The organism is Nocardia sp. NPDC041819, from assembly GCF_055590505.1.
Genome location: NZ_JBVJAP010000002.1, coordinates 1,004,166 through 1,022,235 on the forward strand (window position 1 = coordinate 1,004,166; position 18,070 = coordinate 1,022,235).

At 70.0% G+C, this 18,070-nt stretch carries 18 protein-coding genes; 14 read left to right on the forward strand and 4 right to left on the reverse strand.

All coding sequences use genetic code 11. The annotated features are described in order from the left end of the window. Positions 1–49: 49 nt before the first annotated feature. Positions 50–922 carry a DUF3109 family protein gene (locus ACZ6DL_RS11470; RefSeq protein ID WP_466050405.1) on the reverse strand — a complete coding sequence of 291 codons (873 nt, stop codon included), beginning with the start codon at positions 920–922 and terminating at the stop codon, positions 50–52. 65 nt (positions 923–987) lie between these two features. On the opposite strand from ACZ6DL_RS11470, the gene ACZ6DL_RS11475 reads away from it, so the two are divergent. The 9 genes from ACZ6DL_RS11475 (at position 988) to ACZ6DL_RS11515 (ending at position 9,551) form a co-directional block, all read left to right on the forward strand. Then, positions 988–2,022 (forward strand): Ppx/GppA family phosphatase, encoded by a 1,035-nt coding sequence (locus tag ACZ6DL_RS11475; RefSeq protein ID WP_051175599.1) that lies wholly within the window; start codon positions 988–990, stop codon positions 2,020–2,022. Beyond that, positions 2,019–3,617, forward strand: coding sequence for a hypothetical protein (locus ACZ6DL_RS11480; protein WP_466050406.1), 1,599 nt, complete (start codon positions 2,019–2,021; stop codon positions 3,615–3,617). Before ACZ6DL_RS11475 ends, ACZ6DL_RS11480 begins: the two co-directional genes overlap by 4 nt. 115 nt (positions 3,618–3,732) lie before the next feature. Next, positions 3,733–4,611, forward strand: a complete 879-nt coding sequence (locus ACZ6DL_RS11485; RefSeq protein ID WP_466050514.1) for a sugar phosphate isomerase/epimerase family protein — start codon at positions 3,733–3,735, stop codon at positions 4,609–4,611. Positions 4,612–4,750: 139 nt separating this feature from the next. Beyond that, positions 4,751–5,638: a thioesterase family protein gene (locus ACZ6DL_RS11490; protein WP_466050407.1), complete on the forward strand. Its 888-nt coding sequence runs from the start codon at positions 4,751–4,753 to the stop codon at positions 5,636–5,638. 32 nt (positions 5,639–5,670) lie between these two features. Next, positions 5,671–6,489, forward strand: a complete 819-nt coding sequence (proC, locus tag ACZ6DL_RS11495; protein ID WP_466050408.1) for a pyrroline-5-carboxylate reductase — start codon at positions 5,671–5,673, stop codon at positions 6,487–6,489. 145 nt (positions 6,490–6,634) lie between these two features. Further along, complete coding sequence (locus tag ACZ6DL_RS11500) at positions 6,635–6,937, forward strand: helix-turn-helix domain-containing protein (RefSeq protein ID WP_466050409.1); 303 nt, start codon at positions 6,635–6,637, stop codon at positions 6,935–6,937. A 226-nt stretch (positions 6,938–7,163) separates the two neighbouring features. Then, positions 7,164–7,265 (forward strand): 30S ribosomal protein bS22, encoded by a 102-nt coding sequence (locus ACZ6DL_RS11505; protein ID WP_003402602.1) that lies wholly within the window; start codon positions 7,164–7,166, stop codon positions 7,263–7,265. 208 nt (positions 7,266–7,473) lie between these two features. Then, entirely contained in the window at positions 7,474–8,547 is a 1,074-nt protein-coding gene (locus tag ACZ6DL_RS11510) for an NAD-dependent epimerase/dehydratase family protein (protein WP_393232912.1), read from the forward strand. Next, positions 8,544–9,551 carry a lysophospholipid acyltransferase family protein gene (locus ACZ6DL_RS11515; RefSeq protein WP_466050410.1) on the forward strand — a complete coding sequence of 336 codons (1,008 nt, stop codon included), beginning with the start codon at positions 8,544–8,546 and terminating at the stop codon, positions 9,549–9,551. The genes ACZ6DL_RS11510 and ACZ6DL_RS11515 overlap by 4 nt, the downstream gene beginning before the upstream one ends. Before the next feature lie 6 nt (positions 9,552–9,557). On the opposite strand, the gene ACZ6DL_RS11520 is transcribed toward ACZ6DL_RS11515, so the two are convergent. Further along, positions 9,558–10,502, reverse strand: a complete 945-nt coding sequence (locus ACZ6DL_RS11520; protein WP_466050516.1) for an HAD family hydrolase — start codon at positions 10,500–10,502, stop codon at positions 9,558–9,560. A gap of 222 nt (positions 10,503–10,724) precedes the next feature. Here ACZ6DL_RS11520 and ACZ6DL_RS11525 point away from each other — a divergent pair, with 222 nt between their 5' ends. The 5 genes from ACZ6DL_RS11525 (at position 10,725) to ACZ6DL_RS11545 (ending at position 16,259) form a co-directional block, all read left to right on the forward strand. After that, a complete protein-coding gene (locus ACZ6DL_RS11525) occupies positions 10,725–10,985 on the forward strand; it encodes a glutaredoxin family protein (protein ID WP_062968198.1) in 261 nt (86 codons plus the stop codon). A gap of 239 nt (positions 10,986–11,224) precedes the next feature. Then, positions 11,225–12,070 carry a redox-sensing transcriptional repressor Rex gene (locus ACZ6DL_RS11530; RefSeq protein WP_393232918.1) on the forward strand — a complete coding sequence of 282 codons (846 nt, stop codon included), beginning with the start codon at positions 11,225–11,227 and terminating at the stop codon, positions 12,068–12,070. Between the two features lie 70 nt (positions 12,071–12,140). Beyond that, positions 12,141–13,583, forward strand: coding sequence for a glutamyl-tRNA reductase (locus ACZ6DL_RS11535; protein ID WP_466050411.1), 1,443 nt, complete (start codon positions 12,141–12,143; stop codon positions 13,581–13,583). After that, on the forward strand, positions 13,580–14,635 hold the full coding sequence (gene hemC, locus ACZ6DL_RS11540) for a hydroxymethylbilane synthase (protein ID WP_357131122.1): 1,056 nt from the start codon (positions 13,580–13,582) through the stop codon (positions 14,633–14,635). Before ACZ6DL_RS11535 ends, hemC begins: the two co-directional genes overlap by 4 nt. Positions 14,636–14,696: 61 nt before the next feature. Further along, positions 14,697–16,259 carry a bifunctional uroporphyrinogen-III C-methyltransferase/uroporphyrinogen-III synthase gene (locus ACZ6DL_RS11545; RefSeq protein ID WP_466050412.1) on the forward strand — a complete coding sequence of 521 codons (1,563 nt, stop codon included), beginning with the start codon at positions 14,697–14,699 and terminating at the stop codon, positions 16,257–16,259. A 580-nt stretch (positions 16,260–16,839) separates the two neighbouring features. Here ACZ6DL_RS11545 and ACZ6DL_RS11550 read toward each other — a convergent pair. After that, on the reverse strand, positions 16,840–17,112 hold the full coding sequence (locus ACZ6DL_RS11550) for a hypothetical protein (protein WP_040870381.1): 273 nt from the start codon (positions 17,110–17,112) through the stop codon (positions 16,840–16,842). Between the two features lie 114 nt (positions 17,113–17,226). Beyond that, a complete protein-coding gene (locus ACZ6DL_RS11555; RefSeq protein ID WP_466050413.1) occupies positions 17,227–18,036 on the reverse strand; it encodes a tetratricopeptide repeat protein in 810 nt (269 codons plus the stop codon). Between the last annotated feature and the right edge of the window lie 34 nt (positions 18,037–18,070).

The following is an 18,070-nucleotide window of genomic DNA, read 5'->3' on the forward strand; positions in this document are numbered from 1 at the left end:
GTACCGCGCGGCGAACGGCCGCCCTATCGGGCGCTCGGTCGGCAAACGATCAGGCGAGCGGATCCGTGGAATCGGGCATCCGCTGGGCATGCACCGTCGCCGGATGGATGGCGATCAGGCCGAGGCCCTCGCGGCGCTTGCAATGTCTGGCCAGCTCCGCGTAGGCGGGCGCGCCGATCAGTTCGGTCAGCTCGGGGCCGTAGGACTGCCAGACCGGCTTGCTGCCGACGTGCGCGTCGGGGGAGCCGGAGCAGTACCAGTCCAGATCCTCGCCGCCGGGCCCCCAGCCGCGGCGGTCGTACTCGGTGATCACGGTGCGCAGGATCTGCACGCCGTCGGGCCGGTCCACCCAGTCCTGGGTGCGGCGGATCGGCAGCTGCCAGCACACGTCCGGCTTCACCTCCAGCGGCTCCATGCCGCGCCGCAGCGCCATGGTGTGCAGTGCGCAGCCGACGCCCCCCGCGAAGCCGGGGCGATTCAGGAAGATGCAGGCGCCCTCGAACCGGCGTGTGCGCAGCGCGGGCTCGTCGTCCAACTCGTCGAGTTCCAGGTAGCCGCCCCTGGTGATCTTGCCCTGCGCGTTGGTCGCCTCGCCCCGCAGCTGCCAGTCCTGGGGTGTGAGCATCTTCACAGCGCGACTCAGCCGTTTGCGGTCGTCCTCGTCGGAGAGGAACGCGCCGTGCGAGCAGCAGCCGTCATCCGGCCGGTCGGACAGGATGCCCTGACAGGCGGGGGTGCCGAACACGCACGTCCACCTCGACAGCAGCCAGGTCAGATCGGCGACGATCAGATGCTCGTCGTTTGCCGGATCGACGAACTCGATCCACTCCCGGGGAAAGTCGGGATCGACTTCGGGGGCTGGGTCGATCTTCCCCGCTGGTCGGGGCCGGGTCTGGCTGCTCTGGGATGCGCCTACCGTCACGAAATAGGACGCTAACAGTTCAGTCGCCTGGGTTGTAGTGCCGCGTCACCCAGTACCGTGTTCATGTGCGGCTTGGGGTACTCGATGTCGGAAGTAATACCGTTCACCTGCTCGTGGTGGACGCGCATCGTGGTGGTCACCCCCTGCCGATGAGCTCGACGAAGGCCACCTTGCGGCTGGCGGAGAACATCGACGCCGCGGGTTGCATCACCGAGGCGGGCGCGCAGCGGCTGATCGACACCGTCGCCGAATTCGCCAGCATCGCCGAGACGTCCAAATGCGTCGAACTGATGCCGTTCGCCACCTCGGCGCTGCGCGAGGCGGCCAACTCCGAAGAGGTGCTCGGCCGCGTGCGCGCCGCGACGGGCGTCGACCTGCGGGTGCTGACCGGCGTCGACGAGGCGCGGCTGACCTTTCTCGCGGTGCGCCGGTGGTACGGCTGGAGCGCCGGGCGCATTCTCAATCTGGACATCGGCGGCGGCTCGCTGGAAATGACCAACGGCGGCGACGAGGAACCCGACGTCGCGGTGTCCCTACAGCTCGGCGCGGGCCGGTTGACCAGGGAATGGCTGCGCGAGGACCCGCCGGGCAAGCGGCGGGTGGCCGTGCTGCGCGACTGGCTCGACGCCGAGTTGGTGGTGCCCGCGAAGAAGCTGCTCGAGCCGGGTAAGCCCGATCTGGCCGTTGGCACTTCGAAGACATTCCGGTCCCTGGCCCGACTGACCGGAGCGGCGCCCTCGGCGGCGGGCCCGCGGGCGCGTCGTACACTCACGAGCTCGGGCCTGCGGCAACTGATTGCGTTCATCTCGCGAATGACGGCGGCGGACCGTGCAGAATTGGAAGGCGTAAGTTCCGATCGGTCACAGCAATTGGTGGCCGGCGCATTGGTCGCGGAGGCGAGTATGCGGGCACTTTCGCTTGATTCCTTGGAGATTTGTCCGTGGGCGCTGCGTGAAGGGCTCATCCTGCGCAAACTGGATACCGATATGAATGGTGGACCCGAAGCAACGTACTCAGCGGGCACGGCGACCGGAGACGGTCGGCCCGCGTCCGGCGGCGGCACGCCCGCCCCGGGCTCGATCGGGACGGTGTCGTCATGAGTGAGGACTCCAAACAGCTGTCGGTCGCGGAACTGCTGGCACGAAACGGCCAGCAGAGCGGTGGCTCGTCCGGCGGTGGCAGGCGCCGCCGCAGTGGCCGGGGCATCTCCGTCGCCGAACTGACCGGCGACCTGCCGGTCATCCGGGAAGGCGGTGGTCACTCCGCGCACGCGGCGCCCGATGCCGGTGCGGAGGAGCCCGCCTACGCGCCGCCCTCGTTCGATCCGCCCCCGCCGGAGCCTGCGTCCTACGCGCCCGAGCCGCAGCCCGACCCGTCGTCGTATTCGCCCATGTCGGGCCCGATTTCGATGTACGACCCGCTGGCCGGCTACGCGCAGCCCGACCCGCCGCGAGCCGATCCGCCCCCCGGGCGATCCAGCCGGGTCATGCCCGGCCGGGACATGCCCTCCGCGCGGCACGGCACGTCCTACGATCCACTGTCGCCGGATACCCCGGTGTCGGACCTGTTTTCGGCGGCCCCCGGTCCGTACGTGCCCGACCTGCCGGGTGGCGTGCCCGAGACGCCTCCGCGCTCGGGGCGCAGGCGCAGGCGGGAGGAACCGGAGGAGGAGGCCACCGAGGTCCGGTCCTGGCATGAGGTCCGGCCCGAGCCGTTCGGCCGGGACCCGCTGCCCGGTCGCGGAGCAGGCGAGCCGGGCCGCAACGGTCGCGCGGAGTTCGACGAGCCCGGCTTCGGCCGCTCGCCTCTTCCCGAGCGTAACGGCGCCGGGGGCGGTCGCGCCGCGCGGCGCAGGGCGGCGGAGGCCGCGGAAGCGGCCGAGGATCTCGGCCCGTCCACCGCGGCCTGGTCACCCGCCACCGGTGGTTTCGCCCCGGAGTCGGAACCGCTGCCCCTCCCGCCGCCGCCCGATCCGCGTCCGAAACCGGGCAGGCCCGCGGCGCCCGATCCGCAGCCGGATGCGCACCGAAGACCAGCTCGCCGGGAGGGCGTCGGCGAGAACGGTCTACCGGCCTGGTCGGCCCGGCGGCACAAGCCGCAGGGCGATCCCCCGCCGGAATCCGGCGGCATTCCGACGGCCGCGTGGTCGCTGGCCAACCAGGACCAGCAGTTGCTCTCCGGCCAGACGGTCGCAGGCGACCTGCTGCGCGATGGCGTCGACCGGGCCGAGCGCGGCGCTGCGCGGCGCGGCGGTCGCGGTGGGCGCGGTGGGCGCGCCGCCGAGGTGGCGGAGATGGACGGCGTCACCGACGTCTACGAGCCGATCGAGCTGGACGAGGGCGACGATGACGACCTCGCCGACGAACCTCGCGCCGCCACCAGGGCAACCGCGCCGCGCCGGTCCAGGGCGGCCAAGAAGGCGGAGGACGACGAAAACCGGCGCCAGTGGATGATCCTCGGCGGACAGAGCATCGGCGCCGCTGTCGCGGGCATGCTGCTGTTCAAAGGCTTCGAGCGCATGTGGGAGATGCTCCCGTGGGTGGCGCTGGCGCTGGCGATGATCGTGATTCTCGGTTTGGTGGCCCTCGTGCGGATTCTGCGCAGGACCGACGACATCCTCAGCACCGTGATCGCCGTGGTCGTTGGCATCTTCGTCACGCTGGGGCCGTTGGCATTTCTTCTCAGCACGAACTGAGCAGGGAGCAGTCGTGGCGAATATAGGACAGGCGAACGAGACCGGGGTGGGGTCGCGCACCGGCGCGGGCCCCCCGGAAGACGGCGGGGATCTGTCCCGGCCGAAGCCGATCCAGGTGGGGCTCTCGACCGCCTCGGTGTACCCGCAGAATACGGAGGCCGCGTTCCGGTACGCCGCCGAACTCGGTTACGACGGCGTCGAGCTGATGGTCTGGGCCGAGCCCGCCAGTCAGAGCATCGCCACCGTGCAGGCCTACTCGCGCCAGTACGGTGTGCCGGTGCTTGCGGTGCACGCGCCATGCCTGTTGATCTCGCAGCGGGTGTGGGGTTCGGATCCCGTGGCGAAACTCGAGCGCAGTGTGCGCACCGCCGAGTCGCTCGGCGCGAGCACGGTGGTCGTGCACCCGCCGTTCCGCTGGCAGCGCCGCTATGCCGCCGGGTTCGCCGCGCAGGTGGCCGAGCTGGAAGACAACAGCCCGGTGATCGTCGCGGTGGAGAACATGTTCCCGATGCGGGCGGACACGCTGTTCGGCCGGCGGGAGGGTGCGGTGAAACGGCTGGAGCGGCGCGGCGGCCCGGGTCCGGCGCTCACCGCCTTCAGCCCCTCCTACGACCCGACCGACACCGGCTTCCGCCACTACACGCTGGATCTGTCGCACACCGCCACCGCCGGTGCCGACCCCTTGGCCCTGGCCGCCCGCATGGGCCCCGGTCTGGCCCATCTGCATCTGGCCGACGGCCGGGGCGCCGCGCACGACGAACATCTCGTTCCCGGCGAGGGCTCCCAACCGTGCGTGGAGGTGTGCGCGACCCTGGTCCGCACCGGTTTCACCGGTCAGGTCGTCGCCGAGATCAATACGCAGAACGCGCGCACCACCAAGGAGCGGGCCGACATGCTGCATCGCACGCTGGCCTTCGCGCGCAAGCATCTGGTCGTGGCCGCCGCGCCCACTCCCGCCGGCGCGAGCCGGAGGTCGCCCGAACCACCGATGTGACGCTCGTCGCTACTCCGGTATGCGGCGATGCGATCCTGTCCGAGGTGCGTTGTACGCTGTACGAACCCCTCGGCGGCAATCCGGCTACGTGGCCGCGAATGCCGCCATCGGGTGAGGTCGACGCAGGACAGGAGTGAGGATGACGACGGAGCTGACGGCCGATTTCGGCCCGGCGGCCACGACCGACGCACCGTTCAGCCGGGTGTGCGCGCTGGAAGAGGCGCCGCCGACCACCCCGGGAACCGGTCGCTATCTGGGCATCATCGACGACATCTGGACGGTCGGCCCGAAGGTGCACGGCGGGACGATGGTCGCCGCGAGCGCGGCGGCGGCGACGAATTGGCTGCGGGCGTCCGATCCCGCGCTGGTCGGCATGGCGCCGATCGCCGCCAGTTCCGATTTCCTCGGCGCCCCGAATCCCGGCGAGGTCGAATACGAGGTGCGGGTTCGCAAGATCGGTCGGCAGATCTGCCTGGCCGACACCGACCTCGTCCAGGACGGTCGCGTCCTGGTGCGCACGGCGCTGACGTTCAGCCGCCTCGACGACGCCGACCCGATCTACGCGCCGGAGCATTCCGACATGCCCGAGCAGCCGCCTGCCGACGCCGTCGGCTATGAGCCCGGCTCCACGATGGGCGACATCGTGCACGTCGGCCGCGGCGCCGAGATCCATCTCGACCGCGAGTGGGCCCGCTTCCTCGAGGGCGCGAAGGGCGAGCCGCGGCTGCGGATGTGGATGCGCCCGAGGCCGGGCGACGAACAGGACCCCGACGTCGCGATGTACTTCGCCATGATGAGCGCCGACATGAGTCCGCCGGTGCCGATGAACCTCGGTCACTTCGGCTGGGCCCCCACCGTGCAGATGACCACCTACCTGCGTCGCAGGCCCGCGCCGGGCTGGCTGCGGATCATCGCGACCACGCACGAGGTGGGTGGCCGCATGTTCGACGAGGACCAGTTGGTGCTCGACTCGACCGGCGCGGTCGTCGCGCAGAGTCGTCAACTGGCGCTCGTTCCCCAGCGCTGAGCCCCGGCGCGCGCCGTCTAGCCTTGAGCCCCATGACGAGAATTGCGGTGATCGGTGGCGGGCGCATCGGGGAGGCGTTGGTCGCCGGGTTGCTGGAGTCCGGGCGGCTGACCAAGGACCTGGTCGTCGTGGAGACCCACCGGGAGCGGGCCCATCAGCTCGCCGACCGCTTCGGGATCCGGGTCACCGACGACTTGGCCGATGCCGCCATCGGCGCGGATCTGCTGGTGATCGCGGTGAAACCGGGCGATGTGGACGCCGTGCTCGCGCCGCTGGGCAAGGCGGAGATCGGCAGCGACCGCGATCAGGTCCTGGTCTCGCTGGCCGCCGGTGTGCCGACGGCGCGGCTGGAGGGCAAGATGCCCGCCGGATTCCCGGTGGTGCGGGTGATGCCGAATACGCCGATGCTGGTGGGGCAGGGGATGAGCGTCATCGCGCCGGGTCGCTACGCGCGCGAGCAGCATCTGGAGCTGGTCGCCGAGATCCTCGGCGCGGTCGGCAAGGTGGTCACGGTGGCGGAGAGCCAGATGGACGCGGTCACCGCCGTGTCCGGATCGGGGCCCGCCTATTTCTTCCTGGTCGTGGAGGCCATGGTCGACGCGGGCGTCGGGCTGGGGCTCACCAGGGATGTGGCCACCCAGCTCGTCGTGCAGACCATGGTCGGCTCGGCCGCCTTGCTGGACGGCTCTGGTCAGACCGCCGTGGAACTGCGCGCCGCGGTCACCTCGCCTGCGGGGACCACCGCCGCGGCGATCCGCGAGCTGGAGCGTGCAGGACTACGTTCGGCATTCCTGGAAGCGCTCTTCGCGGCCAAGCAACGGTCGGTCGAACAAGGCGCGTCCACGGAGTGACCGGTCTGTATGAAATCGGAAAACCCGATTTCTCACTCCCGTCGCAGTAACACCACTGGTCCCGCTAAGCTTCAAGGAGCACGTGCGTGTCTGTTCCGCCGGTGGGGAAGCCGGTGGCGCGGACGTGCCGGAGGTCAATGGTGCAATGATGTCTGCGAACAAGATGTCTGCGAATTCCGGAGCGTCCGGCGGCTCCGGTCCCGCGGGCGGTCGGGGGAATTCCCGTACTCAGCGAGAGGCCTCGACGCAGGGGCAATCCGTGCTCGGCGGCGGCACCCAGTTTCTCACCGTCGCCGAAGTGGCGAGTCTGATGCGGGTGTCCAAGATGACGGTCTACCGGCTGGTGCACTCGGGCGAGTTGCCCGCCGTGCGCGTCGGCCGCTCGTTCCGGGTGCACGCCAAGGCGGTACACGACTATCTGGAAACGTCCTATTTCGACGCCGGATGAGGCGGTTTCGAGACCAGCGGGGCGTGCCGGTACGATAGACCCTCGGTTCGTGTTCGCCCGCCGGTGGCATCGCTGTTCGTTGCCTCGTGGTATCCGGCGGCGCGAACACGGGGCGTGAGCTTGCCCAGCGACCCCGGCCCGTCGGCCGGGGCCGGGGCGGACGGACGTCCGGCAATCGCGCACGGGCAGCGTGCGCGCCGAGTAGAGAGAACGCGAGGACAACCCTATGGGTTCTGTGATCAAGAAGCGCCGCAAGCGCATGTCGAAGAAGAAGCACCGCAAGCTGCTTCGCCGCACGCGTGTCCAGCGGCGCAAACTCGGCAAGTAGGCATCGCTGCGTGTTAGCTGCGAGGGGCCCGTCACCAATAGGTGACGGGCCTTTTGTTTGAAATTTGAAATTTTGGAATCGCCATTTGTATCACGTGACTGAAGTCATCGTTAGATCCTGGTTAATCCTCTCGGTGAGCGGGTAGGCAGCCGCTACGCTGGGCACTGGGAATAATCACAAGGGCGGGCTGGCAAGGGAAAGGGTGCCGGTGGGTTCTGAGGGTCGGGAAGGACACGCGCCGAAGGTAGTGCTGGTCACTGGAGCCAGCCGCTTCTTCGGCGGCACGGTCGTCGCACGCCTCGCCCAGGATCCCGGGATCGAGCGCATTCTCGCCGTCGACACGATGACGCCGGGCCGAGAGTTGCAGCGGCGCATGGGCCGCGCCGAATTCGTGCGAGCGGACATCCGAAACCCGTTGATCCGTAAGGTGATCGATGGTGGTGAGGTGGACACCGTGGTGCACACCGCCCTGCTGACCCGCCCGCCCGCTGGCGGCGGTCGCGCGGTGATGAAGGATCACAACGTCCTCGGCGCGATGCAGCTGTTCGCGGTGTGCCAGAAGGTGGCTTCGGTGCGCCGGGTGGTGCTGCGCTCCTCGTCTGCGGTGTACGGGTGCAGTGCGAAGGATCCCGCGAAATTCAGCGAGGAAATGAGCGCCCGCACGCCACCGCGCGGCGGGTTCGCGCGCGACATGATCGATATAGAGGGTTATGTTCGCGGCCTCGCCCGGCGGCGTCCCGATATCGCCACGTCAATTTTGCGATTCGCGCCGATCGTGGGCCCGCGGCTGGCCGCCCGCGGTGCGCAATATCTGCGTTCGCCGGTGACCCCGACCGTATTCGGTCGGGACGCCAGGATGCAGCTGCTGCACGAGGAGGACGCGGTGGCCGCGCTGACCCACGCGGCACGGCGTACGGTCAGTGGCACGTATAACATTGCGGGTGACGGCGCGCTGACGCTGTCGCAGGCGGTCCGGCGGGCGGGCCGGATCGAGTTGCCCGTTCCCTTCACGATGTTCCGCACGGCGGGTCGTTTCCTCATGAGCCCGGTGATGCGGGAGTTCTCCGCCGAACAGCTCGACTATTTCCACTTCGGCTGTGGCCTGGACACCACGCGCATGCGCACCGAACTCGAGTTCGTGCCGCGCTGGACAACGGTGCAGGCGTTCGACGATTTCATCGGGGGCGCAGCGTTGCGGCCCGTAGTCGATCCAGCGTGGATCGACGCCGCAGAACACAAACTGCTCGGCCTGCTCGGGGCCGGTACGGGAGCACACCAATGAATGACGTAGCGAAAGTCATCCAACTCCACGATCTGCAGATCGAGACGCGCCAGCGTCCGGTGCCACGCCGCCTGGCCGCTCCGAGTCCGGTGACCTCGCTGGTCGAGCGGCGCGCGGCGGTGACGCCCGCCGCGCCGCAGTCGCTGTCCGGGATGCTGCGCGGGGCGCTCGGCAAGCAGATCTCCAAGACCGCGGACTTCGCGCGCCGCAGGCTCACCGGCGACTACCAGGTCGACGAATTCGGTTTCGACGAGCACCTGCTCGAGTCGGTCATCCTGCCCGCCCTGCGCCCCCTGTCGGACCTGTGGTTCCGGGTAGAGGTCAGCGGGATCGAAAACCTGCCGGAGGCGGGTGGCGCGCTGATCGTGGCCAACCACGCGGGCACCGTGCCGCTGGACGGCCTGATGCTGCAGCTGGCCGTGCACGACCGGCACCCCAAGCAGCGCGCGCTGCGCTTGCTGGCGGCCGACCTGATCTTCGAGACGCCGGTACTCGGTGTGCTGGCGCGCCGCGCGGGCCACACCCTGGCCTGCCGGGAGGACGCCGAACGACTGCTGCGCTCCGGCGAGCTGACCGGCGTGTTCCCGGAAGGGTTCAAGGGCGTCGGCAAGCAGTACACCGATCGCTACAAGCTGCAACGCTTCGGCCGGGGCGGCTTCGTCGCCGCGGCGGTGCGCACCGGCGTGCCGATCATCCCGTGCTCGATCGTCGGCTCCGAGGAGATCTACCCGAAGCTGGCCGATCTCAAGCCGCTGGCCCGGTTGCTCGGCCTCCCGTACTTCCCGGTGACGCCGCTGTTCCCGCACCTGGGCCCGCTCGGCGCGGTACCGCTGCCGTCCAAGTGGTACATCGAATTCGGCACTCCCGTCCCGACCACGCCCTACGAGCCGGAGGCCGCCGACGACCCGATGACCATGTTCGAGGTCACCGACCAGGTACGCGAGACCATCCAGCAGACGCTCTACAAGCTGCTCACCAAGCGCCGCAACGTCTTCACCGGGTAGGGGTTGCTAGTGGTCGTCGCGGCGGCGGGTTACGGCGGCGGCGACGGCGCCACCTGCCGCGCCGAGGGCGAGGGCGGTGGGCACGCCGATCTTCGCGGCCTTGCGGCCGGTGCGGAAGTCGCGAATCTCCCAGCCGCGGTTCTTGGCGACTTCGCGTAGGTCCGAGTCCGGGTTGATCGCCACGGCGGTGCCGACCAGCGAGAGCATCGGCACGTCGTTGTGGCTGTCGGAATACGCGGTGCAGCGCTTGAGGTTCAAGCCCTCGCGGATCGCCAGCGTGCGCACCGCGTGCGCTTTGCCCAGGCCGTGCAGGATGTCGCCGACCAGTCGCCCGGTGAACGTCCCGTCCACGCTCTCGGCCACGGTGCCAAGCGCTCCGGTGAGGCCGAGCCGCTTGGCGATCACCTGCGCCAGTTCCACCGGGGTCGCGGTCACCAGCCACACCTGCTGGCCCGCGTCCAGATGCATCTGCGCGAGCGCGCGAGTGCCGGGCCAGATCTTGTCGGCGATGATCTCGTCGTAGATCTCCTCGCCCAGCGCGGCCAGTTCGGCGGTCGAGCGCCCGGCGATGAACGCCAGCGCCTTCTCCTTGCCACTGGCCATATCGGTGCTGTTCTCCTTGCCGGTGACCCGGAATTTCACCTGTTTCCAGGCGACGTCCACCAGATCGGAGGTCTTGAAGTACTTGCGCGCCGCCAGACCCCGGGCGAAATGCACGATGGATGCGCCCTGCACCATGGTGTTGTCGACGTCGAAGAACGCCGCCGCGGTCAGGTCGCGCGGCGCCTCGATGCCGGCCTCCGCCTCGCCCGCGGCGAGTTCCGCGTCGTGCAGGGTCAGCGCCGCGTCGGCGCTCGCCTCACCGGCCAGATTGGCCCGCAATTCCTCTTCACTCGGGCCGAAGGGGCTGCGCGAGATGCGGGCGAGCTGGTCTTGCAGACCCTGGCCCATCTGGCTCAGGTTCCACCGCGCCGGAAACTCACCGAATCGTCCCGCGATGAATCCGGCCCTCGCCACCTTCGATCGTTCCGGCACCAGTACCTCCGCCCGTCGCGCGAACCATGTCAACAGTAGCCGGATCATGCGACAGTCACGGCAGAAGGCGGCGCGCGCCACATTCGCGTGGCGCACACCGAGCCCTCGCGGTGTTCGGCCCCGGATTAAATTTCGGTCATGACCAATCACACACATTCGGTGACATTGCTGACTCGCGCGGGGTGCGGGCTGTGTGCGACGGCACTGCGACAGCTGAGCGTGATCTGCGCCGAATTCGGTATCGAACCGGGGACCGTCGACGTCGACGAAGCCGCCGCTACCGACCCTGGCCTGCGCGCGGAGTACGGCGACCGGCTTCCCGTCGTTCTGCTCGACGGCCGCGAACACAGCTATTTCGATGTCGACGAGACCCGATTGCGGGCGGACCTGAAGCGCTGAGTACCCCGTTTTCCGTCCGATTCGGCCGCTGCGCTGGTCGCGGCGGAAAATGAGGCCAATTTCACCGACTTTGTGCAGGGCTTCACAAGCAGTTACGGTGGTGGCACGCGACCCGCATGCCGAGGCTGCGGAGCCGCCCCGAAATCCGAAACTTCGACACCATGGCACCGGACCGTCCCCGGGTCAGCGGGGTCGAGCGACGAACCGGAGCCCGAGGCCCGGGACGAGGAGCCGACGACGTGACAGAGCAGCATGAGGCGCCAGGTGGCGTCTCCGGCAGGGCTCTGCAGAAGGACATCCCGCAGGCCACCGTCGCGCGGCTGGCTACCTACCTCCGGGTCCTCGCCATGTTGGCCGACGACGGTGTTGCCATCGTATCTAGTGAGGAACTGGCTGTCGCGGCGGGTGTCAATTCGGCCAAATTGCGCAAGGATCTGTCCTTCCTCGGCCCCAACGGAGTTCGCGGCGTCGGCTACGACGTGGCCAAGCTCCGCGCCCGGATCGAGGGCGTCCTCGGCCTGTCCCAGGGCCACCGCGTCGTGCTGGTCGGCGCGGGGAACCTGGGCCGCGCCCTGGTCGGCTACGGCGGATTCCGACGGCGCGGTTTCACGGTGGTCGGCATTTTCGACAGCGACCCCGGCGTGATCGGCATACCGGTCGCAGGCCTGGTGGTGCGTGACGTCACCGAGCTGGCCGCCGCGGTCGCCGATCTGAAGCCGACCATCGCGGTCATCACCGTGCCCGACGATGCCGCCCAGGACGTGTGCGACCGGCTCGTCGCGTCCGGACTGCAGTCGATTCTGAGCTTCGCCCCCTGCGAGCTGGTCGCACCGGCGACGGTCGAGGTCCGTCGCGTCGACCTGGCCGTCGAGATGCAGATGCTCTCGTTCGAACGGGTGCGCAACGCCGAGCAGCCCCCGCTGCCGGAGGTCGCGCACGCCGGGTCGGGGCGCATCGCGCACCGTCTGCCGACGCCGCACGCGGCGCCCGCGCACCCGGCGCTCCAGCACTCGGCAACCCCGCATACGGCAACCTCGCATACGGCAACGGAGCCAAGCAGCAAGGGATCGGTGGTCACACCATGAGTGAGCGCAGCGAGCGAATCATGCAGCACAGCACGGCGGTTGGCCCCGCCTGTGCCGGGACGGTGGCGGCATGAGCGTTCTCCTCGTCGGCATCTCGCACCGCAGCGCGCCGGTCCCGGTCCTGGAGAAGGTGGCCGTCACCGATGCCGACCGGCCGAAACTGATCGACCGCCTGATCTCCTCCAGCCGCGTGTCCGAGGCGATGATCGTCTCCACCTGCAACCGGGTGGAGGTCTACGCGGTGGTCGACGCCTTCCACGGCGGCCTTGCCGAGATCGGTGACCTGCTGACCAAGCATTCCGGCCTGCCGATGCCCGATCTGACGAAGCACGCCTACGTCCGTTACTCCGAGGCCGCCGCCGAGCATCTGTTCGCTGTGGCCAGCGGACTGGACTCGATGGTGGTCGGCGAGCAGCAGGTGCTCAGCCAGATCCGCGGCGCCTACGCCTCCGCCGACGCACAGCAGGCGGTCGGACGGACCCTGCACGAACTGGCGCAGCACGCGCTGCGGGTCGGCAAGCGGGTGCACTCCGAAACCGGCATCGATCGCGCGGGCGCATCGGTGGTGTCGGTGGCGCTCGATCGCGCGCAGCAGGTACTCGGCCCGCTGGCCGGCCGGACCGCCGCGGTGGTCGGAGCGGGCGCCATGGGCGGTCTCGCGGTCGCGCATCTCTCGCGCGCCGGGATCGGCCGGATCATCGTGGTGAACCGCACTCTCGCGCGGGCGCGCAGACTCGCCGAGACCGCGCGAACGCACGGCGTCGAGGCCGAGGCCATGGAGCTGTCGCGGCTCACCGAGGCGATGGCCGCGAGCGACGTGGTGGTCACCTGCACCGGTGCGGTCGGCACGGTCGTGACGCTCGCCGACACCCACCGCGCGCTCACCGAGCGCGAGCGCGGCGAGGAATTCGCCACCGTGGAGCGGCCGTTGGTGTTCTGCGATCTCGGCTTGCCGCGCGATGTCGAGCACGCTGTGGCCGGACTGCCCGGCGTCACGCTCATCGATATCGAGACATTGCAACGCGATCCGGCGGCGGGCGCCGCCGCAGGCGACACCGCGGCCGCGCGGTCGATCGTGGCCGACGAATTGGCCAAATACCTTGCCGGCCAGCGGATGGCCGAGGTCACCCCGACGGTGGCGGCGCTGCGCCAGCGCGCCGCTGAGGTGGTCGAGGCCGAACTCCTCCGGCTGGATTCGCGGTTGCCCGGCCTGGCCGACCCGGAACGCGACGAGGTCGCGCGCACGGTGCGCCGGGTGGTCGACAAGCTGCTGCACGCGCCGACGGTGCGGGTCAAGCAGCTCGCGTCCACGCCGGGCGGCGACAGCTACGCCGAAGCGCTGCGCGAATTGTTCGAACTCAAACCAGGTGCGGCCCAAGCGGTTGCCGCGCCGATGGAGATCACCGCGCTCGCCGGAGATCATGCGGAGATCACAGCGGCCGACGCGGAGATCGCGCTGGCCGACGACTTCACCGCAGGCCATCGCGGCGAGGAACAGGGGCAGACGGCATGACCATGGTGCACCGAGAAGACAACGCGACCGCGGAGGGCACCCGTACCCCGTGGCGGATCGGCACCCGGGGGAGCCTGCTCGCGCTCACCCAGGCGGGCACGGTGCGCGACGCGCTGATCGCGGCCGGGCAGCCGGCCGAGCTGGTCGTCATCAAGACCGCAGGCGACCTGTCGTCGGACCCGGTGCAGAAGATCGGCGTCGGCGTGTTCACCTCCGCGCTCCGCGACGAGCTGGCGGCGGGCGCGATCGACATCGCCGTGCACTCCTACAAGGATCTGCCCACCGCGCAGGACCCGCGCTTCACCATCGCCGCGATCCCGCCCAGGGAGGACCCGCGCGACGCACTGGTCGCACGCGACGGGCTGGTGCTCGGCGAGCTGCCCGCCGGCGCCAAGGTCGGCACCTCCGCGCCGCGGCGCGCCGCGCAGCTACGGGCGCTCGGGCTCGGCCTCGACGTCGTCCCGCTGCGCGGCAACCTGGACACCCGGTTGCGCAAGGTCAGCGAGGGCGAGCTGGACGCCGTGGTGGTGGCCAGAGCCGGACTGGCCCGCATCGACCGGCTGGACGCGGTCACCGAGGCCTTGGAGCCGGTGCAGATGCTGTCGGCGCCCGCTCAGGGTGCGCTCGCGGTGGAATGCCGCAGCGACCACGCCGCACTGGTGGAGATCCTCTCCGGACTGGACGACGCGGCCACCCGCGCGTCGGTCGTCGCGGAGCGGTCACTGCTGGCCGAACTGGAGGCCGGCTGCACCGCGCCGATCGGCGCGCTCGCCGAAGTGGTCGAATCGCTCGACGACGACGGACGGATCGTGGACGAGCTGTCGCTGCGCGCCTGCGCGGCGGCCGTCGACGGATCCGACGTGCTGCGGGCCTCGGTGGTCGGCGCCCCGGCCGACGCGGAGGAGCTCGGCCGTGCGCTCGCCCGCGAGTTGCTCGACATGGGTGCGCGCGAGTTGCTCGCCGCCGAACCGGATGACGGTTCCCCCACCCGGGCGGTGAGTTCGCCCGCCACAGACTTGCCCAACCCCAGCCCAATGGAGAACAGCCGATGAGCGGAAGCACAGGCACCGTGCCCTCGGGTATGCCGGAGCCGAGCGCAAGCGAGGTGCAGGCATGAGCCGAGCCACGAAGAAGCACCCCGGTCGCATCCTTTTCGTCGGATCGGGTCCTGGTGACCCGGCGCTGCTCACCGTCCGGGCCCGTGAGGTGATCGGGCGGGCGACGCTGGCGTTCACCGACCCGGACGTCGACAAGGGCGTGCTCGCCCTGATCGGCACCTCGGTCGAGCCGGGGCCGGACGGGAAACGTCCCGTCGACGTGCGGCCCGCGCTCGGCGAGCCCGCCGAGGTGGCCAAGACACTGATCGCCGAAGCGCGCGCCGGGCACGACGTGGTGCGTGTGGTCGCGGGCGACCCCATGACCACCGACTCGGTGATCGCCGAAGTCAACGCCGTCACCAGGTCGCACATGGTCTTCGAGGTGCTGCCCGGCCTGCCCAACGGCTCCGCGGTGCCCAGCTACGCCGGCATCGCACTGGGTTCCGGGCACACCGAGGCGGACGTGCGCGGCGAGGTCGACTGGGCAGCGCTCGCGGCCGCCCCCGGCCCGCTCGTGCTGCACGCGACCTCCGGGCATCTCGCCGAGACCGCGAGCGCCCTGGTCGAGCACGGCATGGCGCCGCAGACGCCGGTCGCGGTGACGGTGCGGGGCACCACCCGTCAGCAGCGCACCATCGAAGCCACCCTGGCCACGCTGAACAGCGCCGCCTCGGAACTGGTCGGCCCGCTGGTGGTGACCATCGGCAAGGTGGTCGCGCACCGGTCGAAGATGTCCTGGTGGGAGTCGCGCGCGCTGTACGGCTGGACCGTGCTGGTGCCGCGCACCAAGGATCAGGCCGCGGAGATGAGCGAACGGCTCGTCACGCACGGCGCCATCCCGATGGAGGTGCCGACCATCGCGGTCGAGCCACCGCGCAGCCCCGCCCAGATGGAGCGCGCGGTCAAGGGTTTGGTCGACGGGCGCTACCAGTGGGTGGTGTTCACCTCCACCAACGCGGTGCGCGCGGTCTGGGAGAAGTTCGCCGAGTTCGGCCTGGACGCGCGGGCGTTCTCCGGTGTGAAGATCGCCTGCGTGGGCGAGGCCACCGCGGAGAAGGTGCGGTCGTTCGGCATCAACCCGGAGTTGGTGCCCAGCGGCGAGCAGTCCTCCGAGGGGCTGCTGGCCGACTTCCCGCCCTACGACGACGTGTTCGACCCGGTGAACCGGGTGCTGCTGCCGCGCGCTGACATCGCCACCGAGACGTTGGCCGAGGGCCTGCGCGACCGCGGCTGGGAGATCGATGACGTCACGGCCTACCGCACGGTGCGCGCCTCGCCGCCGCCCGCGGAGACCCGCGAGATGATCAAGACCGGCGGCTTCGACGCGGTCCTGTTCACCTCGTCCTCCACGGTGCGCAACCTGGTGGGCATCGCGGGCAAGCCGCACGCGCGCACCATCGTGGCGTGCATCGGCCCCAAGACCGCCGAGACCGCCATCGAATTCGGCCTGCGCGTGGACGTGCAGCCCGAGGTGGCCCAGGTCGGTCCCCTGGTCGAAGCGCTGGCCGAGCACGCGGCCCGGCTGCGCGCCGAAGGCCTCCTGCCGCCTCCGCGGAAGAAGAGCCGCCGCAGTAGGTAGCTGTGTTGGGTTTTTCCAGCGCCTGCGGCGCTGGGTGTTCGCGGCCCTCTGGTGGCTCGCGTCCGAGCGACCACCGCTTGCTCCTCCGTCGCGTACGCGGCGGCCACTCGGACGCGAGCCGGGCCGCGAACGGCGCATGCTCGATCTCGCTTCGCTCGAAAGACGTGGTTGGGGTGTGCTGGGCGCGTAAGGCCGATCGCTACGACCAGAGCTCGCCGTTGTGGCCGCGTAGGGCGGATCCCGGCTGGCGACTGCGTTTACATGCTGGGCCCACGGCGGATGCCCGCTGCCCGCTGCCCGGCGAACAGGCGCCCGGCTGGGCATCGTTGCGCATCATGATGGGGGTCGGCCTGCGCGCCCGACCTCCGTCATCGGGCTTCCCGACGCCGATCTCGGCGAGGTGGTCGATATCGTTCGGTGCGTTACGACCCGCATCGTGATGTGGACTCGTGCCGTTCGTCGATTGTGAGCCCAAGGGATTTCCGGGCACCGTGATGGATGCGCTTTCGTTCGTGCGCGGTCGCGAAGGTGTGCTGCGATGCCGCTTCGCGACCGCGAGCCTAGAACGAGTGATCGGCGCTCAGTACCGCTTGCGCATCAAAGTGCGGACCATGGAGCAGGTCGCGTCGGACGGAGGTCGGATGCCGATCACCTCGGCGGTGTGCCTGATTCGCTTGTTCGTGGCATAACTCGGGGCGTAGACGCCGGAGTCGAGCAGCGCGATCGCCAGGCGCATCGCCTTCAGCCGCCGGTTGTGCAGGACGTACCACGCCCGGGGACGGCCCGCGGGCAGCCTGCGCTTCTCCAGCGGGGCATAGGGGCGATCGATGAGAACGGTTTGTGGTGTGCGCATTGGCATCCCTCCCGTGGCGATCGGGGGCGGAAGCCCCCTCGAACGTACCTTCGATTCTACCCGGGGGCACCGACAAAGTTCGCAGGCCACAAGGGCTTTCACACGGTCGGCGGCTCACATATCGTGCAACAGCCGCAGCGACTGCGGATGGCCCAGCGCGGCCGCGCGTTCCAGCCACCGCCGAGCTTCCCGCTGCGCCGGTGTGCGCCCGGTCGCGATGGCGGCGGCGGTTCGCAGCACCTCGGGGTCGGTGAAATCGCCTGCCAGGTAAGGCGTGTTGGCCGCGCGCAGCAATAGTGCGAGATGGAACATCGAGTCGGGGTCATCCGCTTCGGCGCCCTTGCGCAGCCACCGCTCACCCTCGGTTCGGTCGCCACGGTCCAGGTGCAGCGCGCCCAGCACCGCCATCGCATCGGTTCTTCCGCGGCGCGCGGCCTCGGTGAGCAGGTCGATCGCACGGTCGAATTCGCCGCGACGCGCCAGGTGCAGGCCCAGGCTGCGCATGGCCGTCGGGTTTCCGGCACGAACCGCTCGTTCGTACCACTGCTCGGCCTCTTCGTCGCGGCCGCGCCGATTCGCGAGTACGCCCATGTTGCAGAGAGCCTCGGGCAATCCGCGCTCGGCCGCGGGCCGCAGCCAGCGCTCGGCCTCGTCCAGGTTCCCGCGCTCGGTGTGCAGCAGGCCCAGCTGCATCCCCGCCGCCTCGTTGCCGCGCGCGGCGGCGGTCTCCAGCCAGCTGATCCCCTCGCCGATCCGGCCGTCGGCCCCCAGCAGGGCGCCGAGCATTCCCATGGCGGGCGCGCTGCCACCCGCGGCGGCCCGGCGCAGCCAGTGTTCGGCGCCCGCCGCGTCGCCCGCGTCCCACAGCGCTTCGGCGCGTCGTTGCATGGCGAGCAGTTCGACATCGCTCGGTCGCTCGGTCATCTCAGCACCCCGCCTCGCGAGACTCCGCGAATTC